This window comes from Bacillus sp. PPSBB_11, from assembly GCF_038023285.1.
GTDB classification, from domain to species: Bacteria; Bacillota; Bacilli; order Bacillales; family Bacillaceae; genus Bacillus; species Bacillus altitudinis.
The window spans coordinates 1,515,666-1,541,478 of record NZ_CP150633.1 but is presented as its reverse complement, the minus strand read 5'-3'; the positions used below and the strand labels follow the sequence as shown (position 1 = coordinate 1,541,478).

The 25,813-nt window shown below is 42.2% G+C and carries 26 protein-coding genes and 2 tRNA genes; all 28 read right to left on the bottom strand.

Translation table 11 applies throughout. From position 1 onward, the window contains the following. Positions 1 to 290 precede the first annotated feature (290 nt). On the bottom strand, positions 291 to 1,790 hold the full coding sequence (gene lysS / locus V7L95_RS07705) for a lysine--tRNA ligase (protein ID WP_340968715.1): 1,500 nt from the start codon (positions 1,788 to 1,790) through the stop codon (positions 291 to 293). Positions 1,791 to 1,880: 90 nt separating this feature from the next. Then, positions 1,881 to 2,882: a tRNA dihydrouridine synthase DusB gene (gene dusB / locus V7L95_RS07700; protein ID WP_017359306.1), complete on the bottom strand. Its 1,002-nt coding sequence runs from the start codon at positions 2,880 to 2,882 to the stop codon at positions 1,881 to 1,883. After that, positions 2,875 to 3,108 carry a helix-turn-helix transcriptional regulator gene (locus tag V7L95_RS07695; protein ID WP_008341798.1) on the bottom strand — a complete coding sequence of 78 codons (234 nt, stop codon included), beginning with the start codon at positions 3,106 to 3,108 and terminating at the stop codon, positions 2,875 to 2,877. The genes dusB and V7L95_RS07695 overlap by 8 nt, the downstream gene beginning before the upstream one ends. After that, positions 3,060 to 3,563, bottom strand: coding sequence for a 2-amino-4-hydroxy-6-hydroxymethyldihydropteridine diphosphokinase (gene folK, locus V7L95_RS07690; RefSeq protein WP_007496156.1), 504 nt, complete (start codon positions 3,561 to 3,563; stop codon positions 3,060 to 3,062). Before folK ends, V7L95_RS07695 begins: the two co-directional genes overlap by 49 nt. Continuing rightward, on the bottom strand, positions 3,560 to 3,922 hold the full coding sequence (folB, locus tag V7L95_RS07685) for a dihydroneopterin aldolase (RefSeq protein ID WP_024719372.1): 363 nt from the start codon (positions 3,920 to 3,922) through the stop codon (positions 3,560 to 3,562). The genes folK and folB overlap by 4 nt, the downstream gene beginning before the upstream one ends. Beyond that, entirely contained in the window at positions 3,915 to 4,772 is an 858-nt protein-coding gene (folP, locus tag V7L95_RS07680) for a dihydropteroate synthase (RefSeq protein ID WP_035391541.1), read from the bottom strand. Before folP ends, folB begins: the two co-directional genes overlap by 8 nt. 9 nt (positions 4,773 to 4,781) lie before the next feature. Continuing rightward, positions 4,782 to 5,630, bottom strand: a complete 849-nt coding sequence (gene pabC, locus V7L95_RS07675; RefSeq protein WP_076822920.1) for an aminodeoxychorismate lyase — start codon at positions 5,628 to 5,630, stop codon at positions 4,782 to 4,784. After that, complete coding sequence (gene pabA, locus V7L95_RS07670) at positions 5,627 to 6,220, bottom strand: aminodeoxychorismate/anthranilate synthase component II (RefSeq protein ID WP_008341810.1); 594 nt, start codon at positions 6,218 to 6,220, stop codon at positions 5,627 to 5,629. The genes pabC and pabA overlap by 4 nt, the downstream gene beginning before the upstream one ends. 13 nt (positions 6,221 to 6,233) lie before the next feature. Then, positions 6,234 to 7,652 carry an anthranilate synthase component I family protein gene (locus tag V7L95_RS07665; RefSeq protein WP_206115912.1) on the bottom strand — a complete coding sequence of 473 codons (1,419 nt, stop codon included), beginning with the start codon at positions 7,650 to 7,652 and terminating at the stop codon, positions 6,234 to 6,236. A 124-nt stretch (positions 7,653 to 7,776) separates the two neighbouring features. After that, positions 7,777 to 8,700 carry a cysteine synthase A gene (gene cysK / locus V7L95_RS07660; RefSeq protein WP_008341814.1) on the bottom strand — a complete coding sequence of 308 codons (924 nt, stop codon included), beginning with the start codon at positions 8,698 to 8,700 and terminating at the stop codon, positions 7,777 to 7,779. Positions 8,701 to 8,777: 77 nt separating this feature from the next. Continuing rightward, on the bottom strand, positions 8,778 to 9,680 hold the full coding sequence (locus V7L95_RS07655) for a peptidyl-prolyl cis-trans isomerase (RefSeq protein WP_025206605.1): 903 nt from the start codon (positions 9,678 to 9,680) through the stop codon (positions 8,778 to 8,780). A 52-nt stretch (positions 9,681 to 9,732) separates the two neighbouring features. Next, positions 9,733 to 10,608, bottom strand: a complete 876-nt coding sequence (hslO, locus tag V7L95_RS07650) for an Hsp33 family molecular chaperone HslO (protein ID WP_007496169.1) — start codon at positions 10,606 to 10,608, stop codon at positions 9,733 to 9,735. A gap of 15 nt (positions 10,609 to 10,623) precedes the next feature. After that, positions 10,624 to 11,400, bottom strand: a complete 777-nt coding sequence (locus V7L95_RS07645) for a type III pantothenate kinase (protein WP_008341820.1) — start codon at positions 11,398 to 11,400, stop codon at positions 10,624 to 10,626. 163 nt (positions 11,401 to 11,563) lie between these two features. Next, positions 11,564 to 13,468, bottom strand: a complete 1,905-nt coding sequence (ftsH, locus tag V7L95_RS07640) for an ATP-dependent zinc metalloprotease FtsH (protein ID WP_007496173.1) — start codon at positions 13,466 to 13,468, stop codon at positions 11,564 to 11,566. A 95-nt stretch (positions 13,469 to 13,563) separates the two neighbouring features. Continuing rightward, positions 13,564 to 14,103, bottom strand: coding sequence for a hypoxanthine phosphoribosyltransferase (hpt, locus tag V7L95_RS07635; RefSeq protein ID WP_007496175.1), 540 nt, complete (start codon positions 14,101 to 14,103; stop codon positions 13,564 to 13,566). 15 nt (positions 14,104 to 14,118) lie between these two features. Further along, complete coding sequence (tilS, locus tag V7L95_RS07630; protein ID WP_017366442.1) at positions 14,119 to 15,522, bottom strand: tRNA lysidine(34) synthetase TilS; 1,404 nt, start codon at positions 15,520 to 15,522, stop codon at positions 14,119 to 14,121. A gap of 96 nt (positions 15,523 to 15,618) precedes the next feature. Beyond that, positions 15,619 to 16,629: a protein kinase gene (locus V7L95_RS07625; RefSeq protein WP_017359313.1), complete on the bottom strand. Its 1,011-nt coding sequence runs from the start codon at positions 16,627 to 16,629 to the stop codon at positions 15,619 to 15,621. After that, a complete protein-coding gene (locus tag V7L95_RS07620; RefSeq protein ID WP_008341829.1) occupies positions 16,613 to 17,347 on the bottom strand; it encodes a VWA domain-containing protein in 735 nt (244 codons plus the stop codon). Before V7L95_RS07620 ends, V7L95_RS07625 begins: the two co-directional genes overlap by 17 nt. Before the next feature lie 76 nt (positions 17,348 to 17,423). Beyond that, entirely contained in the window at positions 17,424 to 19,907 is a 2,484-nt protein-coding gene (gene spoIIE, locus V7L95_RS07615) for a stage II sporulation protein E (protein ID WP_024719363.1), read from the bottom strand. 203 nt (positions 19,908 to 20,110) lie between these two features. Continuing rightward, positions 20,111 to 20,182 (bottom strand) — tRNA-Glu (locus V7L95_RS07610). A 25-nt stretch (positions 20,183 to 20,207) separates the two neighbouring features. Next, positions 20,208 to 20,281, bottom strand: a tRNA-Met gene (locus V7L95_RS07605). Positions 20,282 to 20,461: 180 nt separating this feature from the next. Beyond that, entirely contained in the window at positions 20,462 to 20,860 is a 399-nt protein-coding gene (locus V7L95_RS07600; protein WP_003217901.1) for a S1 domain-containing RNA-binding protein, read from the bottom strand. An 82-nt stretch (positions 20,861 to 20,942) separates the two neighbouring features. Beyond that, positions 20,943 to 21,317 (bottom strand): septum formation initiator family protein, encoded by a 375-nt coding sequence (locus tag V7L95_RS07595; protein ID WP_007496186.1) that lies wholly within the window; start codon positions 21,315 to 21,317, stop codon positions 20,943 to 20,945. Between the two features lie 18 nt (positions 21,318 to 21,335). Then, positions 21,336 to 21,974: a spore cortex biosynthesis protein YabQ gene (yabQ, locus tag V7L95_RS07590; RefSeq protein WP_098680952.1), complete on the bottom strand. Its 639-nt coding sequence runs from the start codon at positions 21,972 to 21,974 to the stop codon at positions 21,336 to 21,338. Beyond that, complete coding sequence (gene yabP, locus V7L95_RS07585) at positions 21,971 to 22,279, bottom strand: sporulation protein YabP (RefSeq protein WP_007496190.1); 309 nt, start codon at positions 22,277 to 22,279, stop codon at positions 21,971 to 21,973. The genes yabQ and yabP overlap by 4 nt, the downstream gene beginning before the upstream one ends. Before the next feature lie 74 nt (positions 22,280 to 22,353). Continuing rightward, positions 22,354 to 22,614 (bottom strand): RNA-binding S4 domain-containing protein, encoded by a 261-nt coding sequence (locus tag V7L95_RS07580; protein ID WP_008341839.1) that lies wholly within the window; start codon positions 22,612 to 22,614, stop codon positions 22,354 to 22,356. Further along, a complete protein-coding gene (gene mazG / locus V7L95_RS07575; protein ID WP_098680953.1) occupies positions 22,611 to 24,095 on the bottom strand; it encodes a nucleoside triphosphate pyrophosphohydrolase in 1,485 nt (494 codons plus the stop codon). The genes V7L95_RS07580 and mazG overlap by 4 nt, the downstream gene beginning before the upstream one ends. Then, positions 24,085 to 25,689, bottom strand: coding sequence for a polysaccharide biosynthesis protein (locus tag V7L95_RS07570; protein ID WP_017359317.1), 1,605 nt, complete (start codon positions 25,687 to 25,689; stop codon positions 24,085 to 24,087). Before V7L95_RS07570 ends, mazG begins: the two co-directional genes overlap by 11 nt. Positions 25,690 to 25,813: the final 124 nt, after the last annotated feature.

Genomic DNA, 25,813 nt, shown 5'->3' with positions numbered 1-25,813 from the left:
GTATCATAGGATTTTTTTATAAAAACTCGAATTAACAGGTACGTTTTGTCTTGTTTAGTTTTCAAAGATCATCTTCGTTATCGCTCGTAAGCGACTTTAATATCTTAACATTTTGCTTCGGTTAAAGTCAAGAACTTTTTTCATTTTCTTTTTCCAACCTCGTTGCTGTTTTGCGGCAACGAATAATAATATACCATCTGGATTCTTTTCTTGCAATAGTTTTTTTAAAAAAGTTTCATTTTATGAAAAATAAAAAGCGCCACAGATCAAATGGCGCTTTTGTTGATGTATTAACGGTTTCTCATTTGCGGGAAAAGCAGTACATCTCTGATTGATGGAGAATTTGTTAGCAGCATGATTAATCGGTCGATACCGATTCCTAGTCCGCCTGTTGGCGGCATGCCATATTCTAATGCTTCAACAAAATCGTCATCCATGAGATGCGCTTCGTCATTTCCTTCTTCACGTTCTTTTAATTGAGCTTCAAAACGTTCTCTTTGGTCGATTGGATCATTCAGCTCGGTGAATGCATTTGCATGCTCGCGGCGCACGATGAATAGCTCAAAGCGGTCCGTGAAGCGCGGGTCTTCAGGATTTTTCTTAGCTAATGGAGAAATCTCGACTGGGTGCCCGTAAATAAAAGTAGGCTGAACCAGTGTTTCTTCTACTTTTTGCTCGAAGAACTCATTGATAATATGACCTACTGTCATGTTTTTTGTGATTTCAACACCGTGATCAGCAGCATTCTGTTTTGCTTCTTCTACAGACATCTCTTGCCAGAAGTCTACACCTGTCGCTTCTTTGACTGCTTCAACCATATGGAGTCTCTTCCATTCAGGTTTTAGATCAATTTCATCTTCTCCATATTGAATCGTTGTTGTTCCTAGTACCTCTTGGGCAATATGAGCAATCAAGTTTTCCGTTAGGTTCATGATATCTTTATAGTCTGCATATGCTTCATACAGCTCAATCATAGTAAATTCCGGGTTATGACGAGTTGAGACTCCTTCATTACGGAATACGCGGCCAATCTCGTATACTTTCTCTAGACCACCGACAATCAGACGTTTTAAATGCAGCTCGATCGCAATACGCATATAAAGCGGCATATCAAGTGCATTGTGATGAGTAATGAAAGGACGAGCTGATGCACCACCAGGGATGCTATGCATTGTTGGTGTTTCAACTTCTAGGTATCCTTTTGAATCTAAGTATCTTCTCATTGATTGAATGATTTTGCTTCGCATGATGAACGTCTGCTTACTTTCTGGATTGACAATCAAGTCAAGGTAACGCTGACGATAGCGTTGTTCTACATCTTTTAGTCCGTGATATTTATCAGGGAGCGGGCGAAGTGCTTTTGTAAGAACCTCAAAGCTAGTCGCTTTAATTGAAAGTTCTCCTACATTCGTTTTAAATACGGTTCCCGTCACACCGATAATATCGCCTAGGTCTGAGCTTTTGAATAATTCGTAAGCTTCTTCTCCTACACTATCTTTACGTACATAGATTTGAATTTGTCCTTCTAAGTCTTGAATGTGTGCAAAGCCAGCTTTCCCTTTTCCCCGTTTTGTCATCATACGGCCAGCAATTGTTACTTGAGCTGCTTTTTCTTCTAAGTCTTCTTTTGAAAACTCGTCATATTCAGCAATAATTTGTGCAGATTGATGAGAACGGTCATATCGTTCACCGAATGGATCGATACCCTCTTCTCTCATTTTATTCATTTTGTCACGTCTTACTTGGAATTGATCATTTAATTCTTCGTTATTAAGCCATTCATTACTCATTTATATCACTCCAATAATGTATTTTGCAGAGAAAAGCAGAAAAACTGCCAGTACGTGCACTAGCAGTGAGCTACAAAAAGAAAGATAGTCTTATCCTACTTTTATTCTTTGAAGCTCTTTTGCCTCGGCTTCGATCGTAAAGTCATCTAGAACTTTTACAAGCTCCGCTCTCGTTTCACTTTGATTGATTTGGTTTCTTACATCTGCATTGCCTCGGACACCTTTTAAGTACCATGCTGCATGTTTTCTCATTTCTCTGACAGCCACATGCTCGCCTTTCAGGTCTATGAGTCTGTCTAAGTGAAGTTTGCACACAGACATTTTCTCACGCACATTAGGCTCTTCTTTTAGTTCACCCGTTTCTAAATAATGAACCGTCCGGTAAATCATCCACGGGTTTCCTAGTGCGGCTCTTCCGATCATCACAGCATCCACACCTGTTTCATCAAGCATACGTTTTGCATCTTGAGGAGTTTTGACATCTCCATTCCCGATGACAGGAATTGATACAGATTGTTTCACTTCTTTCATGATATCCCAATTCGCCGTTCCTTCGTACATCTGTACACGGGTCCGTCCGTGAAGGGCAACGGCTTGTCCGCCTGCCCTTTCAACAGCACGGGCATTTTCGATAGCGAAAATATGGTCTTCGTCCCAGCCCATTCTCATTTTCACAGTAACAGGTTTATCTACAGCTTCTACGACTGCAGATACCATTTCGTAAATCTTGTTTGGATCCAGCAGCCATTTCGCTCCTGCGTCACATTTCGTGATCTTTGGTACAGGACATCCCATATTAATATCAATAATGTCCGCAGTTGTATTCTCGTCTACAAACTTGGCCGCTTCCACGAGCGTGTCCTTTTCTCCCCCAAATATCTGAAGGCTCAACGGTTTTTCACGTTCATCAATGTACAGCATGCCCATCGTTCTGGCATTATTAATCAAGATCGCTTTGTCACTGACCATTTCAGCGCAGACTAAGCCCGCTCCAAACTCTTTCACCGTGAGTCTGAAAGCAGAGTTACATACACCAGCCATTGGTGCGAGCACTACTTTGTTTTTAATTTCGATATCTCCGATTTTAAACATCATGTCCCCTCCTTTCTTCTTCAAGTATTGGTGAAAGTTCTTCCACCGTTATATTTAAAGCATCTGCTATTTGACCAACCATTTGGTTTGTTGGTAATCGATTGCCTCGCTCAATTTCCCCTAAGACAGAGACAGAGATGCCCAGTCTTTTGGCGAACCCTTCCTGAGTATACCCTTTTAGCTTTCGGTATGCACGAATTCTTCTACCCCACATGTCTTTTTCCATATGCTTACACCTTCTTGGTCTGTTACGGCGTTTATCTGGGCTTCGCCGATTTCTGGGCAAATCTCACTCATCGGAACAAGAACGAATAAACGTTCGTACATTCTAGGATGCGGCACTACAAGTTGTTCTGTTTCAATATTTTCACGATTATAAAGTAAAATGTCAAGGTCAGCTGTCCGCGGACCCCACCTCACTTCTCTTGTTCTGCCTAACTCCTGCTCAATGTTCTGAGTCAGTGATAGAAGTTCTTCAGGACGAAGCGAGGTGGAAATCTTCACAGCCATGTTCAAGAAGTCATCCTGATTCTCGTAACCTACAGGTGTTGTCTCATATATAGATGAAATGGATTCAACTTGAACACCTGGATGTTCGTGAAGTTTTTTGACAGCTTCTTTTAAGTATGTTTCCTTTTTTCCTATGTTTGAGCCTAAAGCGATATATGCTGTATTGTTCATGCGCGTGATCTCGTCATTTCAATGGCAACGGACTGATAGTGTCCTGGAATTGGCGGATCTGGTTTGATTACTTTTACTGTACATTCTTGAACTGTCGGAAAGTCCTTTAACACTTGGTTTGCAATTCTTTCTGTCAGCGTTTCAACGAGGTTCACTGGGTCCCCTTCTACAATATTTTTGCAGATGTTGTAGAGCTCAGCATAGTTGATGGTCTCATTTAGGTCATCCGTTTGTCCTGCCTTACTTAAATCAAGTGAAGCTGTTAGGTCCACACGAAAGCGCTGGCCTAGTTTATTCTCTTCTGCAAATACACCGTGATAGCCGTAAAATTCCATTCCGTTTACATATACTTTATCGATGATAAGCGCCTCCTTTATTCAGCATGGCATCCATCATTTTTGCCATTCTTGCGATTTCTTTTACATCGTGCACTCGGACCATCGCGCTGCCCTTTTGAATACCAAGACAGACCGTTGCACCCGTTCCTTCAGTACGTTCTTCAGGCGGCAGGTCTAAAACTGCACCGATGAATCGTTTGCGGGATGTTGCTAGCAGCAGCGGATACCCTAGGTGGCAAAAATGTTCAAGTTCATTCATGACCATGAGGTTGTCAGTTTTATTTTTCGCAAATCCTACACCAGGGTCTAAGATGATCATGTCATCACGGACACCCGCTTGTTTCACAATTTGAACACTTTCTTTCAGATCTGCAATCATATCTGAAATCAGATGGGTGTAATTCCGCTCTGGTCGATTGTGCATTAAGATGATTGGCACGTTGTGCTTCGCTGCCACATGCGCCATTTGAGGATCAGCTTTCGCGCCCCATACATCATTAATGATTGAGGCTCCTGCTTTCACTGCCTCATCTGCGACATGGGCTTTATACGTATCAATAGAAATAGGTATGTCTAATTCTTTTGTGATCTTCTCAATGACAGGAATGACCCTTGAAAGCTCCTCTTGCTCTGAGACAAGTGCCGCTCCCGGCCGAGTCGATTCACCGCCAATATCAATAATATGCGCCCCATCTTCTATGAGCTGCGCTGCATGAGCCAGCGCTTTATCCATTTGATTGAATTTTCCTCCATCTGAAAAAGAGTCCGGTGTGACATTTAAAATGCCCATGACCAATGTCTTTTCTTCATAACTAAGGGTATGGTGCTTGGCTTGTATGATTTTAGGCTGTTTTATCAATTGTTGTGTCATTGTGTCCACCTACTCTTTATGTTCTAGACGTGCTTTTGTATATTCTGTTCTCAGCTTGGTCGAAATCGTTCGGTTGTGGTTTTGCAGGACGTTGTCTCCGATATTTTTAAAAGGCACAATTCCCTGAACCGAATTGGTCATCCACGCCTCATCAGCTGAGAGCAAGTGTGAGAGTGGATATCTTCCTTCTATTAGTGGGATCCCCGAAGCTTGCAGCGTTTCGATACAATATCGACGGGTAACCCCGTTTAAAATGCCGGTATCAAGTGAAGGTGTATAGATCACATCTTTTTTTCGCCAAAATAGATTTGATGTAATTCCTTCTGCCACATCGTCTCCTTTTGTTAAAAAGATCCCTTCTACAGACGGATCGTTCCCTACTTCTCTTTTCGCCAGCAGGTTGTTCATGTAATGATGCGACTTGAGCCGTCTTGGACCTTCCGGTGTGTTTCTTCTTGTATCAAGAATGATTCCCTGTTTTTCATCTACTATTGATTCAGGCCGGAATGGGGAGATCATCACAAAAACAACAGGCTCCTCATAAGGGTCTGCAGAAAATCCATTGCCTCTGCCCGCAGAAACATTGAAGCGGATCCTCGCATGACCGCCCGTTATTTGGTTTTGATTGAATAATGTATGAATGATGTCGAGTACAAATGGTTTCTCTATTGTGGATTCGATGCAAAGGTCACGCAATGATTGATTGAGCCTTTCAAGATGCCAGTCTAACAAGAAGACTTGTCCTGCTAGAGAGGTAAATGTTTCGAATACACCGATGCCATATAGAAAACCATGATCAAAAGGAGAAAGAGTCGCGTCTTTCTCCTCTATATACTGACCGTTCAGGTAAATGATCATGCGTTTACTTCATTCCCCTTTTTACGATAGGTTTCAATGAAATTTCTGAGCATTTCTTTACCAAAGGACGTCATAATCGATTCTGGATGGAATTGAACACTTTCAATCGGAAGTTCTTTATGGCGAATGGCCATGAGTTCGCCTTCCTTTGTGCTCGCTGTTCTGACAAAGCACTCCGGCAGCGTCTCGTCTTTAACAATTAATGAATGATATCTCGTGGCGACGAGCGGATTTTGTAGTCCCGTGAAGACACCTTTGCCGTCATGTTCAATCTCTGATGTTTTCCCATGCATTAACCGCTCCGCACGAATGACATCTCCACCAAATACTTGTGCAATGGATTGATGACCTAAACAGACACCAAAGATCGGAATCTTCCCAGCAAAATGTTTGATCGCTTCCATACTAATTCCTGCTTCATCCGGACTGCAAGGTCCTGGAGAAATCATCAGAAAGTCTGGCTTAAGCTCTTCGATTTCTTGAATAGTGACTTGATCGTTTCGTTTTACAATCAGTTCTTCCCCAAGCTCACCTAAATACTGGACCAGGTTGTACGTAAATGAATCGTAATTATCAATCATTAATATCATACTCTGCTCACCTCTAACTCAAAATAGTCTCTTCTTTGCTCAACTGTAATGCTTTTTTCACTGCATAGGCTTTTTTAATCGATTCTTTGTATTCGTGCTTTGGTACAGAATCGATGACAATGCCTGCACCTGACTGCATGAAGGCTCTGCCCCCTGTACAATAAGCCGTACGAATAACGATATTAAAATGCATATCTTGATTGAATCCAAACCAGCCTATAGATCCAGTATAAAGCCCACGCCTTGTCGGCTCAAGCTCTTCTATGATTTCCATTGTTCTCACTTTTGGCGCACCTGTAATCGTTCCGCCTGGGAATACAGCTCTCATGACATCTACTGCATCACAATCATCACGCAGCTCCCCTTGGACATTTGATACAATGTGCATCACATGTGAATATTTCTCAATGGCCATAAACTCGTTCACCTTGACTGAGCCATAAGTAGACACTCGCCCAAGATCATTCCGCTCAAGATCAACGAGCATCACATGTTCTGCGCGTTCTTTTTCATCTTCAATGAGTTCTTTTGCCAGCGCTTGATCTTCCGCATCATCCTTGCCTCTTGATCTTGTGCCAGCGATCGGTCTTGTTTCGAGCTGAATGCCTTTTTTCTTAATAAGCAGTTCTGGAGATCCACAGACAATTTGGAAATCTGGCGTGTGCAGATATGACATATATGGAGATGGATTCACGTGACGTAATATTTTGTATAAATGATATGGGTGGGTATGAAGCTGTTCATCTTGTCTAATCGATAAGTTCACTTGGAACACGTCACCGTTCGCGATATATTGTTTAATTGTTTCTACAGCTTCCCCGAAAACTTCTTCAGTAAAAGGTGCAGCAGGTACACATTCCGAAGAAGACACGTTGACAGGTGAATGTGCTGATTCTTCTGATGTGCTTGTCCAGCTTTGCTTTAATTCTTCGAGTCTTTGATGAACTTCACTGACAGGTTCGTCTCCTTCTGTATGAGTCATCAGCCAGAGGACGTCTTCTTTATGATCAAAGACAGCGACATCATTGAATACGAGGAAATACAAGTCGGGCGTCTTCAAATCATCAATGGAAAGCATTTTAAAATGCTCGATATATCTCGCATAATCATAGCTTAAAAATCCAATCGCTCCACCTTGAAAGTCAGGATATTCGTCGCTCGTTTCGGTTTGAAGGGTTTGAAACCAATCAGCAAATGCCCTGAAAGGATCTCCCTCTTTGAAAAACACCTCACCCTGATAATGGATGGTGGTCATCCCGTCCTTCCCTTTCGCTTTAGCGATCGGATGAATGCCGGCAATACTGTATTCTCCGCCACGTGCACTTTCAAGAAGGACGTGATGTGATTCATGAGCCGTTAATTGTTCGTATCGTTTCAAGAATGCATCTTTCGTAAAAGGAATTTTGATGCCCATCGGCCTACGTTGTGTCATGTTATCATCCTTTTTCATTTTCATTAATCTTATTGTAATGCAATCCAATTTATTTAGAAAATAGTATTTGCTTTCCATCTTCAGAATTCATGAAAAAACCCCAGCAAATGCTGGGGTGTATTGTTTAATCAAATTGATAAAGCGGCGTACTAAGGTATCGTTCACCGTTACTTGGAATAATCGCTAGAACCTTTTTCCCTTTACCAAGCTTCTTCGCTGTTTGTAGCGCTGCATAAATGGCTGCTCCTGAAGATATACCACCAAGGATTCCTTCTTCTTTCGCTGCCTTTCTTGCAAGTTCAAATGCATCTTCGTTTTTCACTTGGATAATGCCGTCATATACTTCTGTGTTCAAGATAGATGGAACAAACCCTGCTCCGATGCCTTGAATTTTATGCGGACCTGGTTTCCCGCCTGATAGTACAGGAGAATCTGTTGGTTCTACCGCATAAAGCTGAATAGATGGGATGGCTTCTTTCAGGACTTCACCAGCACCTGTAATCGTACCGCCCGTACCAACTCCTGCAATAAATGCATCAAGGTCGCCGTCAAACTGTTCAAGAATCTCTTTCCCTGTTGTGCGGCGGTGAATCTCAGCATTGGCTTCATTGCTGAACTGCTGAGGCATGAAGTATCCGTGCTCTTCTGCTAATTCTTCTGCTTTTTTGATGGCACCTTTCATTCCTTCTGCACCCGGTGTTAATACAAGCTCTGCACCGTAAGCGCGTAAAAGGTTGCGGCGCTCCTGACTCATTGTATCCGGCATAACTAAAATCGCATTGATTCCTTTTGCAGCCGCGACCATCGCAAGACCGATTCCTGTGTTTCCACTTGTTGGCTCAATGAGTGTGTCACCAGCTTTTAATGTACCTTTTGCTTCAGCATCTTCGATCATCGCTAACGCAATACGATCTTTTACACTGCTGCCTGGGTTCATATATTCAAGTTTCAAGTAGACATCCGCACTGTCTTCATCTACTAAACGGTTTAATTTAACGACTGGTGTATTTCCTATTAGTTCAAAAACTGAATTTGCAATACGAGCCATCACTAACACCTCTATCTCCGAGTAATTTTATTGTATTAATATTAAATTATCAATTTCGAAAAATTTTGTCAATGCTTTTAGTCCTGCTCTCCATCGTAAAACCATGTGACTTTTGCTTCTTTCCACAGGGTTTTGACATTCGCCTTTTCACCCAGATCTTCCATGGCGATCTGCCTTTTGATCTGATCTTTGACTTCTTCATAAGAGAAGGAGCGGCCATTTAATTTTTCTTTTAATTGTATGATGGCATAACCATTTTTGATCTCGATCGGCTCTTTCGTCCATTCATCTGGCTGAAGCTTTTGGGCTTCTTGTATGTATAGGGCTGGGATGCTTTCTTGTTCTTCTGTGACAAATCCAAGATCTCCGCCGTAAGGAGAGGTATATCGATCGGTGGATCGTTCAGCTGCTACAGCTTCGAAACTAGATCCGCCCTTTAAATCTTTTAATACACTTTGTGCCTCGTCTTTTGTTTTCACAACAATGTGTCGAATTCGGTATGAGTCATCATATTGATACAAGTCTTTGTTTTTTTCATAAAAGGATTTGGCTTCTTTTTCAGAAACGACCGCATCTCTCGTTAGAAGCTGTTCCAATAAAATTTGATAACGAATCTGCTCTTTCCATTCCTTTTCACTTGTATGACCGTCTTCGTAGAAATTATTAGATACCGCTTTCAGCATCAGCAGCTCACGATTGATCTCTTTTGAAGATACCTCCAGCTTGTTTTCTTTCGCAAGCTGATTGACTACCTTCTGATTGATCATTTGTTCAAGTGTTGCCTTTCCGTAGCGGTCTTCCATTTTCTTTAACCATTCTTGACGTGTGACTTTCTCTTTCCCAATAGAAGCAATTTCTTCACCGCTCTTCCCATTTGAAGAAGCTTGCGACATTTGTGACTTTGTTAATACATATGCAATGACAACGGCATTAATCATGAGCAGAACGAGGATAAATGTCCATACCACTCTTGCTTTCAGTCTCATCTTTCGTCTCCTTTCCATTCTAAAAAGAAAACCCGCTGCTTAGAGCTTAGCGGGTTATTTCTTCACGTAGCTCTTCTAGCTCTTCTTTTGTAAATACATACGTTTCGTTACAAAAATGGCATTGAGCTTCTGCTTGTCCGTCTTGTTCAATCATATCCTCAATTTCGGCTTTCCCTAGGCTGATAATACCGTTGGCAAACCGTTCTTTTGAGCAGTTACAAGAAAATTCGACAGGTACAGTTTCTAAGATTTGAGGTTTTTCACCGAGCACTTCTTCTAAAATTTCTTCAGGAGTCATCCCTTTTTCAATCAGTTTAGAGATTGGTTCAATGGTTGATAATCTCTTTTCGAGTCTTTCGATGACTGCATCTTCTGTTCCAGGCAGCAATTGAATGATGAAACCGCCTGCTGCAAGGATCGAGTTATCTGGATTGACAAGAACACCCACACCTACAGAGGATGGCACTTGTTCAGAGGAGACGAGGTAATAAGTAAAGTCATCTCCAATTTCACCTGAGACAATTTCTGTTTGCCCTGTAAAGTGGTCTTTCAGTCCGATATCTTTGACAACACTTAACGTTCCAGATGTTCCAACAGCACGTCTAACGTCCAGCTTCCCATGTTCATTTAAATCAAAGTGAACTTGTGGGTTTGAGACATATCCGCGCACCTGACCTTTTGCGTTTCCATCCGCAATGATGGCTCCGATCGGCCCACCGCCTTCAATTTTGACAGTTAATTTATTCTCGCCTTTCAGCATGGCTCCCATCATGACAGTCGCTGTCATGGTTCTGCCGATTGCAGCTGAAGCAGTTGGCCACGTATGGTGTCTTCTCTGCGCTTCGTTGATTGTATCTGTTGTGTTCGCAGCATACGCACGGACTTTCCCGTCATATGCTAACGCTTTAACTAAATAATCCATTTTGATTAAACCCTCCTATAATACACCGACACGATTGCGTTCATAAATTAATTGAAGTCCTTTTAATGTGAGGAACGGATCGACAATATCAATACAGTCTGATTCATTTCCAATCAATGTAGACAAACCGCCTGTTGCAATGACTTTCGGTGTTTGTTTGGCTTGCTGCTTCATCCGTTTCACTATGCCCTCGACTTGACCAACATATCCATAAAGGATGCCGGATTGCATCGCACTGATGGTATTTTTTCCAACAATGTGATCTGGACGGACAATTTCAATTCTCGGCAGTTTTGCCGCTCTTGTATATAAAGCCTCTGTTGAGATGGTAATACCAGGTGCAATCGCCCCACCCATGTATTGTTTCTGTTCATTGATATAGCAGTAGGTTGTGGCTGTTCCAAAGTCTACCACAATGAGAGGTGCCCCATACAGGTGAATGGCCGCCACTGCGTTCACAATTCGATCAGCGCCGACTTCCTTTGGATTGTCACACATAATGTTTAATCCAGTCTTCATGCCAGGCCCAACGATTTGAGGAGTAATGTGAAAATACTTTTCGCACATTCTTTCCAGAGCAAACATCATTGGCGGGACAACAGAAGAAATGATAATCCCTTCTATCTGGTCAAACATCAGCCCTACATAGTCAAATAAGGATCGGATTGCCATACCAAATTCATCTTCTGTTTTATGACGGCTTGTTTCAATCCGCCAATGGTAGTTCAAATCGCCATTATGATAAACACCTAAAACGGTATTTGTGTTTCCTACATCTATCACGAGTAACAACTTCATCACCACTTTGAATAGTGTCTCAAAAAGAGCATTTTTCGACTTTCTATCATACCATACACGAATTGAGTTCCATTTGTAAACAATTCGAAACCGATCCATTCATGAATCGAAATAAAAAAAGCTGCCGGTGAGCCCGACAGCTTTTTATAGAAGGAGATTAAATCTCCTCGTCTTCTTCTTTTTTCTTGATGTTCACTTTCACATCATCGTTTTTCTCTTCGTCATCTGCGTATACACGCTCTGGAAGCTTTCCAGTATCGTAAAGAGATTTAATTTGTTCAGCATCTAATGTTTCCACTTCTAGAAGAGCTTGTGCGATGATTTCTAGCTTATCTTTATTCTCAGTGAGAATTTGTTTCGCACGTTCGTAGCTTTCTTTGATGAAGCGCTGAACTTCTTGGTCAATTTCATAAGCGATCGCTTCACTATAATTCGGCTCGTTGTTGAAATCACGGCCAAGGAATACTTGACCTCCTTGTGCTTGACCGAATTGTAGAGGACCAAGTTTATCAGACATACCGAACTCTGTGACCATTCTTCTTGCAATGCCTGTTGCACGCTGGAAGTCGTTGTGAGCGCCTGTACTTACTTCACCAAACGTAATTTCCTCTGCAACACGACCGCCGAGCAAGCCGACGATTTTATCAAGAAGCTCTGGCTTCGTTTGGAAATAACGGTCTTCTCTTGGAAGCATGACCGCATATCCGCCTGCCTGACCACGAGGAACGATCGTTACTTTATGCACCATGTCAGCTTCGTCAAGGACAAGTCCAATGACGGTATGACCTGCTTCGTGGTACGCCACGATATTGCGTTCTTTCTTAGAAATGACACGGCTTTTCTTAGCCGGTCCAGCAATGACACGGTCAGTTGCTTCGTCGATATCACGCATATCAATTTTCTTTTTGTTTTGACGGGCAGCAACAAGTGCTGCTTCGTTTAGTAAGTTCTCAAGATCTGCCCCAGAGAACCCTGGTGTTCTGCTTGCAATGGCTTTCAAGTTGACTGTATCATCAAGCGGTTTGTTTTTCGCATGAACCTTCAGTACTTCTTCACGGCCAATGACATCTGGGCGGTCAACCGTAATTTGACGGTCAAAACGTCCCGGACGCAGCAATGCAGGATCTAGGATATCTGCACGGTTCGTTGCAGCAATGATAATAATCCCTTCGTTGGCACTAAAACCATCCATTTCAACAAGAAGCTGGTTAAGCGTTTGTTCACGCTCATCATGACCACCGCCAAGACCTGCTCCACGCTGACGACCCACTGCATCAATCTCATCAATAAAGATTAAGCAAGGTGCATTCTTTTTCGCATTTTCAAACAAATCACGTACACGTGATGCACCGACACCGACGAACATCTCGACGAAGTCAGAACCACTGATGCTGAAGAAAGGAACGCCTGCTTCTCCTGCAGATGCTCTCGCAAGCAATGTTTTACCTGTACCTGGAGGTCCTACTAGTAAAACCCCTTTAGGGATTCTTGCGCCAAGCTCCGCAAATTTACGTGGATCTTTTAAGAATTCAACCACTTCTACGAGCTCTTGTTTTTCTTCATCCGCACCGGCAACATCTTTAAATTTCACACGTTTCTTCTCTTCTGTGTAAAGCTTCGCCTTACTCTTACCAAAGTTCATGACACGGCTTCCACCGCCTTGAGCTTGGTTCAATAAGAAGAAGAACAGGATAAAGATGATGATGAATGGAATGATGGTTGTCAGAACTTGCAGCCATCCATTTGTTTCAGGTGCTGGTTCTACTTTTACATCTGTATTCTTCAGTGCACTGTAAATTTGGTCAACTCCTTGACCGTCTGGAACGTGGGTAATGAAGTATTCATCTTTCTTCGCGCCATCTAATTGACCACGAATTTCATAAACCCCTCTTACAGGCTGGATGGAGATACTCTCCACTTTTCCCGCACTTAAATTTTGCGAAAATTTGCTGTAAGACATGTTCTCAGGCTTTTGATTAGGGGATCCTAACCAACTGACAACCCCTATCACAAGTAATAAAATAAGTATATAAAAAATCGTATTACGAAAAACCCGATTCATTCCTTACCTCCTCCCACAGTAAGCACAACTATGTTCAATAGTATCATAGAAAATCATTCCAACACAACCAATAACCTCATGTAAACGTGTGCTCATTAGCCTTCGTAAACAGATGGTTTTAACACTCCAATATACGGGAGGTTTCGGTAACGTTCGGCAAAATCCAATCCATAGCCAACAACAAATGCATCTGGTACTTCAAACCCAACATAATCTGCTTTGATGTCTGCTTTGCGGCCGCTTGGTTTATCAAGCAATGTCACAATTTTAATGGAGTTTGCTTTACGGTATCGGAAAAGCTCTACCAGATAACTCAAAGTTAACCCACTGTCGATGATATCTTCCATAATTAGAATATCTCTTCCTTCAACAGAAGTATCTAGATCTTTGATGATCTTCACTTCTCCAGAAGATACGGTAGACTTTCCGTAGCTAGATACATCCATAAAATCAAGCTCTAAATATGTATCAATGTGTTTGATCAGGTCTGCCATGAATGGAAGAGCCCCTTTCAAAACACCAATAGCCAGGGGAAATTTACCATCATAATCGCTGGTTAATGTTGCACCCAGTTCTTTCACTTTTAGCTGGATCTCTTCTTCTGAGATCAAAATCTTTTCAATATCTTGTTTCATGCTTTTGCTTGCCCCCTACAAATTTTCGTGCTGTCTATATTGTAATACAATGAGATCGCTGTTTGTCATATCAATTTCTTCAAAAACGGATTTTTTCAGACCTGGGATCCAGATGATTTGATGATCCGAGTCAGTGACGATCGGCCAGCTGTCTCTTTCTGCAAGAGGCACTTTTTTATCAATAAATATATCTTTCACCTTTTTTGATCCATTCATCCCTTTAAGTTTGATTCGATCACCGTTTTTTCGTGAGCGAATGATCAAAGGAAGACGAACATGATCTTTTTGAAGCAAGAAAAAATGGTTTCCGTTCCGTGCATCCTTCGGAACATGATTTGATACCAAGATAGACTGTCCATTCGGGAGAAAGAGTTCCTCGCCAAGCTCACCTTTTAAATGATGAGTATATGACTGATCTATGACAAGCGATCGTTCAAAGGTAAACATACAGTGATCATAAGATTTGACAGCTTGTAAACCTTTTGGCAAATCTAATGATCCAGACGGTTGATCAGTATGAGATAACCAGTCCAAAGTCCCTAGAATATGCTGGTTTGAAAACGCTGATTGAGTGTTTTCATAAAGATAGTTTAATATTAGTTGAATGCCTCTTCTTTGTAAAGGCAAAGGCAGGTCAAGCAAAGGCTTCGTTTTGATCTCAATTTGCTTAGGCGTTTGATTCGTAATGACTTGATGCATTTGATCCTTTGTTAATGCCTGCAAGTACTGCTCATCCTCAGTCAGCATGTCACTTACAAACTGAAAGCTTTCATGCACATGAGGTGCCTCTTCTTTTAACACGGGAAGAACGTGTCTTCTGATCCGGTTTCTCAAGTAGTCATCGGTGTGATTGCTTTGATCAATGACATAAGGAACTTGTTCTTTTTCGCAAGCAGTGAGTACATCATCCTTAGAATATCCAATCAGCGGACGAATCAGCCACCCTTCTTGAAAAGGTCGCTTTGCTTGCATACCTGCGAGTCCTATTCCAACAGTTCCCCTTGTCAGCCTCATCACCATTGTTTCTACTTGATCGTCTCCATGATGTGCAAGCGCTATAAATTGAGCGTTGTACTGTTCCATCAATTGACGAAAGAAAGCATATCTGCACTCTCTTGCAGCTGCCTGTTTGTTTAAGCGGTTTTCTTTTGCATATTGGGTGACCTGTATACGAGCCGATTCAAAAAGGATCTCATGCTCTTTACAATACGCTTCAACAAATGCCAAATCAGCAAAGGATTCTTCTCCTCTGAACATGTGATCTACATGGGCTGCAATCAGCTGAAAGGAACCTTTTCGACGTTTGTTTAGTTCATGCAGCAAGAGCATAGAATCTGGTCCGCCAGAAACCCCGACAATGACTGTCGTATTTTCAAGGAAAACATCATGTTTTTTCAAAAAAGATTCAATTCTATTCACAACTTCCTCCTCACAAAGAGCAGGTAATTTAAAGATATACATATCCTATCACTTTCATTAGCTCCAAGCAAAGAAGAAGCCTGCTTTTTTACAGCTCTATAATAGGAATAAAACCACATAGGCACAGTAAAGAGCGAGCACACTGCATAAGATGAGAATGGTTTCAAAAAGACCGCCTGATTTTTTGCGTACTGATGTTCTTTTCGCAGCAGCAGCTCTTGATCGTGAAGGTACGGTCTGTTGATGTTGAGGAACAGCTGACTTTTGCCTATTTTGCTGTGATGGCTTCTTTTGTCGTGATTTTCTTGAAGCAAGCAATTGTCCTTCTTTCAACATCGCGCTTTTCATGTCTGCCGCTGATTGATATTTGCCTTGGAGAGCCGCTTTTAACACCCTCTCATATCGCTTTAATAAAGGATGTCCTTCAATCGCTCGATAAAGCTGCTTTTCTGGTTCTGCCCCTTTTTTAAATTCTTTTTTATAGGCACAGTTCACCATGACCATACTTAAGGCAAATAGATCATAAGAAGGTTCTGCTTTTCTTGTACCGAAGCCCCAGTAGCCGCGGTCAAAAAACTCGGTGTATTCCTTAATCGCCCTTCCCGCCTTCGTTGTTCCTCCAACATCAATACATCGAATCGTAGCTGGGGGGCCTGAAACGATGAGATTATCAGGCTTCAAGTCACCGAATATCCAGCCTTCCTTATGTAAGTGAGCAAGGTTAGACAACAGTTGAATCATGAGAACGACGATCCATTCATCGCCTTTTTGTTTGACAAATTCAAGTAGCAATGGTCCTCTGACATACTCCATGACATAAAACGACCGTTTCTCTGACATACCAGGATAAAGAGCATCATCCATATCATAAAAAGAAGGCCCCATGGTTTTCACAGGAGCCTTTGAAAAGGATTTTAATACATTGACTTCAGATGCAATGAGCATACTGTCATCACTCACTTTAAGGGCCACTTGCCCCTTTGACGATTCGGCCAGATAAACCACACCGTTCGCCCCTTTTCCCAGCTCTTTTACAATGCGGTAATGTTGATGATGCCACTTTCCTTTTATCATTGTACCTAATGGGATGTTAGAAGCCGAATTCATCATGTTCTTCCTTCGCTTCAAGCAGCCCTTTTCGTGAACGAACTGATTTGAAATGCTGGAGTGCTTCTCGAATTGCTGGTCCAGTCGGTGTAATTCCTCCTGTTGTCAGCTTCGGGAAAATCGATGATAACGAATCGAACCGAGGCGTCCAGTTCAACACAATTTCTGCATCTGAGTTTTTCCCGGGAAATACACACATCCCAAACTGATTTTCACCAATTCTCGAATTTAGACTAATAGAGAGATCGATGAGTGCTTCTTTTACCGTTGGCAGCTTCGGTTTCATACTTGCACTCGTATCCACAAGCACAAGCACTTGAAGATGAACCGTCTCACCGAGCTCGTCCACAACCTCCATCACTTCTCCACGCTTATCTGGGGGAAGTTCTTCAATTTCAGTATCTTTGCCAAGAATTTGCTGCAATTCTTTATTCACAACACCTTGTAACGTTTGCGTCATCGCCTTTTTTGTCACCATTTGTACGGTTTGAGACAATTGCTGAACGTAGACAACCTGATGAATGCCTCCGCCTGCTAGAGCAATCCCCTCTACTTCTTTCATCGCTTCATGATCGTGTCTGTTCTCTTCCATAATGCCAATGACATTGACTGTGATCCCTTGCTCCTTTGCCAATGCGGCAATCGCAAGTGGGTCTTCCCCATGATTTGAGCAGCCATCTGTAATCAGTAAGATTTGGTTTACGTGACCTTTTCGCATCTTCATTCCTCCTGGGATTGTAACTGAATGCTTATATCCCCATCATCGCCAGAAGAAATTCATATTATACGATATTTCAAGAAATCTCTTGTTTCTGAAGGTAGAATGTACCTGTCGGAATGGATGCCCATTTTGGTGTATTGTGGTCGAGCCTAATGACGACAACCGTCATATCGTCATCGATTTGACCTGCTCTTGTGCGAATGACCTCCTCCATTAATAAATCAGCAATCTCTTGCGGATCTTCTGTTTTAAAGCTCTTCATTTTTCGTTTGACCCACAAATCATGATTTTCGATATGCTTTGGTCCTTCAAAGATCCCGTCGCTCATCATGATAAGGAGATCTCCTGCCTTCATCTGTTCACTCACCACTTCTACTTCAAATTCATCAATAATGCCAATAGGCAAGTTGCTGGCCTGTACCTTCATCACTTGATCACCACGTTTAATAAAACTTGGGGTGGAGCCAATCTTGAGGAACTTACAGCTCGCATCCTGTAAATCAATAATGGATAAGTCTAATGTGGAATAGACTTCATCTGTTGTCCGTAAAGATAAAATGCTATTAATCGTTTTAATCGCTACTTTTTCATCAATACCAGACGCCAAGATTTTTTCTAACAGCTTGATCGTTTCATTGCTTTCAAAATGGGCTCTTGCTCCATTTCCCATCCCATCACTAATAGCTGCGGCATATTTACCTGCACCCAGCTCCATCATGCTGTAGCTGTCTCCAGATACTAATCCTCCGCCTTTCGCTGCATGTGCTACACCTGTAGACACTCGATACGATTTTGCAGAACCGAATACAACATGACAATAACCTGTTGGATGCTCCGCACACTGCTCTGCTTTGACTAAAACTTGTTCTTCTAAAATATCCGAGAGCATTGGAGCGATGATTTTTTCGCATTCCCCATGACCTTGGCAATAGGGAATTCTCATCTCTATATCAACATTTCCCTGTTCTAAGCTATAAATTTCAACTTGCTGAATTTCAATTCCAAAATTCTGAAGTGCTTCTATCATCTGCTCTTCCTGAATAAAATGCTGCTCTCTTTCTCGTTTTATTTCCCGGGAAAAATCCTCCATGACTTGTGAGACACCCATAAGTTGTTCGGCCACAAGGCGCCTGCTGTCTTGGACCTTTTTCTTTAAGGTCTGATTTGCTTTATAGTAAGCTATCTCCTCTTCAATCAATTCTTCTACATGCTTTGATTTTGAGCAGTGCTGACTGAATTTCTTTTTCAACTTCCGGTTATGCTCGTACGTTTTTTCATCAGATTCATGCATAACTTGTTTCATGAGTTCATAGGTTGTATCAAAGTTCTGCACCCAGCATTTATTTTTCTTATAGCACGTTTGACAGGAACGTTCTGTGATCGTACTTAAAAAAAGATCTACATCCTCTTCCTGCTTCTTTTCCTCAGGAATGGATTCGTAAAATGTCGCAAAACTCTCAGACAGCGCATGAAATACATTAGAGAATTGATCTACCTTTTTTGCTGTCACGTCTCGTACTTTTCTGGCATATTGCTGCTGTTCCTGTACATGCTCTACCGTACCAGGAATATATTTTGCCACCTTAGACGTTACTGACTGTGGCGTGAGCAAAAACAGTGCAACTGCGATGAGTGATTCATATAGCGTGGTCATTAGCCCTGCTGACCCTTCACCGTAGAGGGAGATTAGTAAAGAACCCACAATCAAGCCGATGGCGGCTCCTGCTTTTTTCCCCTCTTTTAGTAATCCGCCTAATAAGCCCGAAAAGGCAAGCAGACTCATCTGATAAAGGTTGCCGATGTTGGCGAGACCAAGAATTAATCCAGTTACAACACCCACTGTACAACCAATACTCGCTCCTCCAATAAAGGCAAAGCTCAGCACTACATATCGTGACAAAATATGCTCTGCCTGCATTCCTTGAAATGTGATCCCAGCCAGACCTGTTAAAACTGAAGCGATTAATATCATAAAGCAAATAATTTCTTCAACCTTTAAAGAGTGTTTGATTTTCCTGACTGTAAAAATCGGCAAACTTTGAAGAAATATCAGTGTCAGAATGAAGGCAAGTCCAGCTTCAACCCCCGCCATCACATAGTCATAACTTTGAACCGCACCCTGCTCGAGGTATACAAAAGCTCCCCTGGTCATCAGCATTGAGAGCACAATCACAACCGGTAATGTTTTCACCGGGTCTTTGATGATAAAAGAAACGACCTTTGACATGAGGAGGAACACGATCAATGACGCAAACACGAATAATGCATTTTGAGGTGATATCGTCATCGCTCCAGCGAGTAAAGCAAGACAAGCAAGCATCGCTTTATCCCTTTTAATGAGCAGCATGGACCCAAAGAAAGGCAATGCAAACGGCATAATTTCAGATAAGATAAAGGCTCGTCCCAATAAAAAGCCTAGAACAACATAAATAAACCCTTTATAGAAAAAAAGAGAATGCGTATGATGAAGAAACAGGTTTTTCATCTTTTTTAACCCTGCACTGATTCTTTCAAACCCGGCTCCCGTTAAATCAGTTCTTCTTTCTAGTTTTTCCATCTTTTCATCCCCCACCTGATATTCGTTGCTTGTCATTATAGCGAAGGTGAAAAAGAAATTTTGTCAAAAGAAGTTGTCGTTTCCATAAAACGTTCGACGCTTTATTTGCCAAAGAGGCATACTTTCTTGAAAGTCGATGTCTTTCATCAGAATTTTACGAAAGCACAAAAAAACAGCTTTCCTATAGAAAGCTGTTTTGAAGATGACCCGTACGGGATTCGAACCCGTGTTACCGCCGTGAAAGGGCGGTGTCTTAACCGCTTGACCAACGGGCCTTGCTTATTGTTCTTTTTAAAAGGATAGCGGCGGAGGGGATCGAACCCCCGACCTCACGGGTATGAACCGTACGCTCTAGCCAGCTGAGCTACACCGCCATAATGTAAAATGCGCTAAGAAGCACAAGAACTATAATACAAAGGATTCGCTTGTCCGTCAATAGAAAGTTTTAAATTAAATGGCAAATGCACAAAAAACGTTGAATTTGTATTAAAAAAAAAGCACCCGCTAAACAGCAGATGCTTTGTTGTGAAAAATATATAGAAAGCAGCAACAAGTTAACCTCTTCTTGCTCCGCGCCCCCCACGTTTTGATTCCGTGTTACGTTTTAAAGATGTTAAGCGATCTTCGCTATCTTTTAAGAATTTGTTCATTTTTTGCTCAAACGATTCCTTCGGACGGAAATCATTTCTGCTCGGTCTTGATTGTTGTTGTTGAGGACGATCTTTTGCTTTTTTAATGGACAAGCCGATTTTACCGTCTTTTTCAACGTTAATCACTTTCACTTCAACTTGTTCACCGACTTTTAAATGCTCATTAATATCTTTTACATAGTTATCGGCTACCTCACTGATATGAACGAGACCAGTTGAACCGCCTGGCAACTCCACAAAAGCTCCAAAATTTGTAATGCCCGTAACTTTCCCTTGTAACTTGCTGCCAACTTCAATCGACATAAAAAAAGTGCTCCTCCTTAGACTTATAAAAAAATCTCATTTGTTCAATTATACATAAACTGAATTTTAAGTGTCAACAAGGCTAATCGCTCTTATTGCCCACATCAAAGATTTTTTCGCCTTTTTTAGACATATAATAGTCCCGTCGTGCCAGTTCGAGTACGTATTCTTTGCTTTTCAGCTTTTTGATTTCATCAGAAATATCTTCCTGCTTTGTTTGTAATTGCTTCAATTCTTTTTCAAGCGCAACCTTCTTCTCTTCTTTTTCTTTCAATGCAGACGATTGCGACCAGAGGGCACTTGTTACCAAAACAGCAAACATGAGCACAATGACTCCAAACACGGTAAGCCTTCTAAGGAGTCCCCGGCGTTTGCGTTTTAGGCGCTGCGCTTGCTGTTCCATTTGTTTTTGATAATCATTTTGAATTTGTGCGATATTTCTTTTTCTCTCGTTCAAGGATGAAGGCCTCCTCTCTTACTTTGTCCAGAATTGTTTCCATTTCGTTTTCATGGTACGAGATAATTTCTTGATCCCTTGTAAAATTCCTGCTCCTTTTGAGAAAAACAACCTCATTGATGTTCGCCATTTTTCGGGAATTCGATGAATAATGGTCACATTGAGTAACCAAATAAGCGGATAACAAACAATATACAGCACCTTCCACACGAGTCGAAACGCAAAACGAACAAGGCGTAAGAGCGAGTGGAACAAGAACAGAAGAGCACTTATGATCAAACCGACGATCCAGCGAATGGGCTGGAAAACCATCGACATGATCAGCCTTTTCAGGAAGAGAACAGTCTGATAAATACACCTCATCACAAACTTGAGGATGTTCATATACAGCTGTTTCATCAATGCCTGGTACATCGAGAAACCTAGAGCAACAGCTAGAAAAATATAAAACCTGAATTCTCCCTCATTGGTCAGCAGCAGGACATAAAAGAATAAGAGACCCTGCACCACCCAAAAAAGGAGGTCGTGAATGACCAGCAGCCATTTTGCTGTTTTTTCCCGGTTCACAAACAGCTTGTACGTATCCAGCGATGCGCCCAGCCAGATGCCCATCGCCGCCATCGAAAGCATCGTATAAAACTGGACCGTCAGTGTCATTTAAACAGCTTGCTAAAAAATCCTTTAGCTTTCTCCCCGTGCTGCTCATCTACATAGATTAAGTCAAAGACACGCCCTTTAATGGACACAACGCCCTTTTCTACATCTAAGTTTTTCATTTGCAAATTTTCTCCGCGAATGGCGAGGACTCCCATGACAGTCTCAAGCAGAAATTCTTCATTATCAAAGCTCTCGACTTGTTTGACCCCAGTAATATCTAAATGCTTTCTGTTGCGCATTGTGACATGATGCTCGGCTTCTGATGACAACTTTGTGCCTTGAGGTTGATTATAATATTGATTCATTTATACATCCCCCATATCTCATACTTGCATTGTTACTGCATTGTATGTGACAGGCGGGACATTTAGAACAAGCCCTATTCTGCTGTTTTCTCTTCTTTTAGCACGGTATACATGCCAGCAGCTTCTTCTTTTTTCGTTGTGTCTTTTAACTCGTTGACTTGAACAGTCACAAGCTTTTGGCCAAAGCGAATTTGAAGCTCGTCCCCTTCTTTCACGTCAGAGCTGGCTTTCGCCTGCGTGCCATTAATGGAAATTCTCCCTTGATCGGCTACTTCTTTTGCCAATGTTCTTCTTTTGATTAAACGAGACACTTTTAAGAATTTATCTAGTCTCATGTAAGTTCACCTCTTTCTATGCGTTTGGCATCGTTCCACAATTCGTCCATTTCTTCTAGGGTCAAGTCCTCTAGTGAACGCCCTATGTCCTTTGCTTTTTGTTCAATATGCTGAAAGCGCCGCATGAATTTTGTGTTTGCAGAAGAGAGGGCGGTTTCAGGCTCTAGGTGATAAAATCTGCCGATGTTGACGAGAACAAATAAAAGATCCCCAAATTCATCCTTCATCTGCTTTGTTGCACCTTCATCCGTTTTCTCTGCCACTTCCACAAGGAATTCCTGCTTTTCTTCTTCATATTTGTTCCAAATATCCTCTACTTCTGTCCAATCGAAGCCCACTTTCGCTGCTTTCTTTTGGAGCTTATAAGCTTTTGTTAAAGCTGGAAGTGTCGTTGGAATGGATTGCAAAATAGATGCTGCACGCTCCGGTTTTTCCTGCTGCTTGATTTTTTCCCAGTTGGCGACGACATCTGATGCTTCAGACACATCCGTATCACCAAACACATGCGGATGTCGTCGAATCATTTTTTCTGTGACATGCTGGATGACGTCATCCATTGAGAAGTAACCATCATCTTCACCAATTTGGGCATGGAGTAAAACTTGCAGCAGTACATCTCCGAGTTCTTCAACCATATGATCTGGATCGTCTTCATCTATGGCTTCCAGCAGCTCATAACATTCTTCAATTAAATATGGTTTGAGCGACTCATTCGTTTGTTTTTGATCCCAAGGACAGCCGCCAGGACCTCTTAATGTACGAATGACTTCACGGAAAGTGTCAAATTGTTGATAGAGTAGCTTTTCATCTTGGATTGGAGGCACATAAACACTCGTTAAGTTATTTATCGACACATCTCGATCAAGTTCAAATAAAGGAACACCTGTAATCTGTTCCTGACTGCTTCCAGCTGCCGTTACGATAAAGACTTCATAATCGTCAGGTAGCTTTTCCATGAGGGTCAGCTTCACATTCGAGGCTGTCATCTGATCATATACCTGACAGATCAGCACATGCTGGGTCAACTTCAGATCATCCGCTCTCATATCCCCTGCGTCAACGAATTGCAGCCCTTCAATTGGGTCAATCTGTAAGGAATTAAACGTCGCATCCAAAAAGCTTTGTCCACCAGCGACGTACACCTCAACCCCGCGCTCCTTCTGTTGTGAAACAAGAAGCTGCACTGTCTTTTCCGCTACAAACGGGTGACCTGGTACTGCATACACAATATCTTTCCCCTCAGCCTCTTGGAAGAGAATGTCTGTGATTTCCTCATACACTGCATCAAACTGATCATGCTTTTCATATATCTCATCAAAAAAGGTCAGAGACGGGACCTCCTGCATCAATTCTGCGGTGAGTGGATGATCCTGCGTTCTCATGTATACTTCTTTCGCCTGCTTCAGCTGCTTATATACACCGAGCGTCAGCTGATCCATGTCGCCTGCCCCAAGACCAACGACTGTAATCTTACCTGCCATTTCGATTCCCTCTCATCTGTTTAAAATATAAAATCTTTTCTCCTAATGGAATGAGTCTCCATTCCTCTTCCGTAAATACGTCTAGCTTAAGAATACTATATAAAAAGGCGAAACCACCAATAAAAACTGAAGTCAGGCTCTCTAAAACAGAAAACGGACGTTTCTCAAAGGGAATGACCCAAGAAAACAATGCCTGATATCCAATTAAAACGACAGCCATGAATGCTGCTGATAAAAGAATTTTCACTGGGAATAGCTCTCTTATTGAAATCCACCCTTTATGCTTCAAATACACCGCATTGAGCGCAGCGGCGGCGAGAAACCCACAAACAGTCGACCATGCGGCTCCATAAATGCCGAATAACGGGACAAGAGCCAGCGTCAGACCCCATTTCACCAGTACACTGATCAGGACCACAACAGCCGGGTACACGGTATGTCCCAGACCCTGAAGTAAAGCGGTTTGCGTAATCGCCATTGATGTAAAGGCAATGGATATGCAAAATATTTGCAGCGCATCTGTCCCTAAGTCATTACGAAAAAGCATGATGTTCACAGACGATAAAATACATATAAGACCGACAGCTGAACCAATCCCCAGCACCGATGTTGCCTTAAACGATGTACGTACTTTTTCACGAATTGCTTTATGCTGCCCTTTTCTTAAGGCCGACGACAAAAACGGAACAAGAGACGTCCCGATACTAATTGCAAACACCGTCCCGAGCTGCAAGAACGGCTGACCTCGGTCATACACGCCTTTTGCCGCCTTTGCATCTGCTTCACTCAGTCCCTCACTGCGCAGCAGCGCATACAGGTGAAAAGCATCGATCATTTGCATCCATAGGATCAGCAATCCACTCACACAAATCGTCAATGTATACAGCACCAAACTCTTCAGCACATCTTTTTTCCGCAGTGTAGCCTGTTTTAATGTCTTGCTCGCTGACGACCGCTTCCGATAGGTCAGCCAAAGGAAAAGAAGCAAAATGAGTGAAGCCGCACTTCCAGCTATAGAAGAGAACACCGCACCCGCTCCTGTTTCATAAAGCGAATAGCCATGTCTCACAAAATAGAAAGATAAAACAAGCAGGACGCCTACTCTGATGAGCTGCTCAGCCAATTGAGAGACCGCAGTGGGGAGCATCAGCCCATCACTCTGAAAAACACCCCTCAGCATCACGGTAAGCGGCAGAAACAAAAACACAAACGAACTCATCTGGATGAGCAGCATTAATTGACTGTCCGCCATGAGATTCGCAATTGTGCCTGCTCCTATGTATAAACAAAGAAATAAGGCCAAGCTCAGCAAAGTGATATACACCAAGGATACCTTTGTAATGATTCGGCGATTCTCCTCACCATGCTCGCTCAGGAGCTTGGACACCATCACAGGAAAACCAGTGGTGCCGAGCATGATCGCAATGCCAAGAAAGGGATAGACCTGCTGATAAATATAAAAACCTGTGTCTCCTACGATATTTTGAAAAGGGACACGATATACGGCACTCAGTACCTTTGATAACAAGCCTGCGATGGTTAAAATCACCGCACCTTGGAAAAGCCAATGCGGCTGATTCACAGCATTTTTCATGGATGACTCCTTTATGTTCAATCAAAAAATATACCTGCATTTAAACGCACTCATTATATCATACGTGACTGGCAAGCCGTTTCTTTCTAAGGAGTAGACGATACATTCATTGTTTTGTTTCATC

Excerpts from the sequence above, each read along its gene's own strand:
- lysS (WP_340968715.1), bottom strand. The coding sequence starts at position 1,790 with ATGAGTAATGAATGGCTTAATAACGAAGAATTAAATGATCAATTCCAA.
- hpt (WP_007496175.1), bottom strand. The coding sequence starts at position 14,103 with ATGAAACAAGATATTGAAAAGATTTTGATCTCAGAAGAAGAGATCCAG.
- spoIIE (WP_024719363.1), bottom strand. The coding sequence starts at position 19,907 with ATGGAAAAACTAGAAAGAAGAACTGATTTAACGGGAGCCGGGTTTGAA.
- V7L95_RS07580 (WP_008341839.1), bottom strand. The coding sequence starts at position 22,614 with ATGAGACTAGATAAATTCTTAAAAGTGTCTCGTTTAATCAAAAGAAGA.
- ftsH (WP_007496173.1), bottom strand. The coding sequence starts at position 13,468 with ATGAATCGGGTTTTTCGTAATACGATTTTTTATATACTTATTTTATTA.
- cysK (WP_008341814.1), bottom strand. The coding sequence starts at position 8,700 with ATGGCTCGTATTGCAAATTCAGTTTTTGAACTAATAGGAAATACACCA.
- V7L95_RS07665 (WP_206115912.1), bottom strand. The coding sequence starts at position 7,652 with ATGACACAACGTAGGCCGATGGGCATCAAAATTCCTTTTACGAAAGAT.
- hslO (WP_007496169.1), bottom strand. The coding sequence starts at position 10,608 with ATGGATTATTTAGTTAAAGCGTTAGCATATGACGGGAAAGTCCGTGCG.
- folK (WP_007496156.1), bottom strand. The coding sequence starts at position 3,563 with ATGAACAATACAGCATATATCGCTTTAGGCTCAAACATAGGAAAAAAG.
- V7L95_RS07625 (WP_017359313.1), bottom strand. The coding sequence starts at position 16,629 with ATGAATTCGGCTTCTAACATCCCATTAGGTACAATGATAAAAGGAAAG.
- V7L95_RS07620 (WP_008341829.1), bottom strand. The coding sequence starts at position 17,347 with ATGCGAAAAGGTCACGTAAACCAAATCTTACTGATTACAGATGGCTGC.
- yabQ (WP_098680952.1), bottom strand. The coding sequence starts at position 21,974 with ATGACACTGACGGTCCAGTTTTATACGATGCTTTCGATGGCGGCGATG.
- pabC (WP_076822920.1), bottom strand. The coding sequence starts at position 5,630 with ATGATCATTTACCTGAACGGTCAGTATATAGAGGAGAAAGACGCGACT.
- V7L95_RS07695 (WP_008341798.1), bottom strand. The coding sequence starts at position 3,108 with ATGGAAAAAGACATGTGGGGTAGAAGAATTCGTGCATACCGAAAGCTA.
- mazG (WP_098680953.1), bottom strand. The coding sequence starts at position 24,095 with ATGGCAGGTAAGATTACAGTCGTTGGTCTTGGGGCAGGCGACATGGAT.
- dusB (WP_017359306.1), bottom strand. The coding sequence starts at position 2,882 with ATGTTTAAAATCGGAGATATCGAAATTAAAAACAAAGTAGTGCTCGCA.
- yabP (WP_007496190.1), bottom strand. The coding sequence starts at position 22,279 with ATGAATCAATATTATAATCAACCTCAAGGCACAAAGTTGTCATCAGAA.
- V7L95_RS07600 (WP_003217901.1), bottom strand. The coding sequence starts at position 20,860 with ATGTCGATTGAAGTTGGCAGCAAGTTACAAGGGAAAGTTACGGGCATT.
- folP (WP_035391541.1), bottom strand. The coding sequence starts at position 4,772 with ATGACACAACAATTGATAAAACAGCCTAAAATCATACAAGCCAAGCAC.
- V7L95_RS07570 (WP_017359317.1), bottom strand. The coding sequence starts at position 25,689 with ATGAAAAATGCTGTGAATCAGCCGCATTGGCTTTTCCAAGGTGCGGTG.
- pabA (WP_008341810.1), bottom strand. The coding sequence starts at position 6,220 with ATGATATTAATGATTGATAATTACGATTCATTTACGTACAACCTGGTC.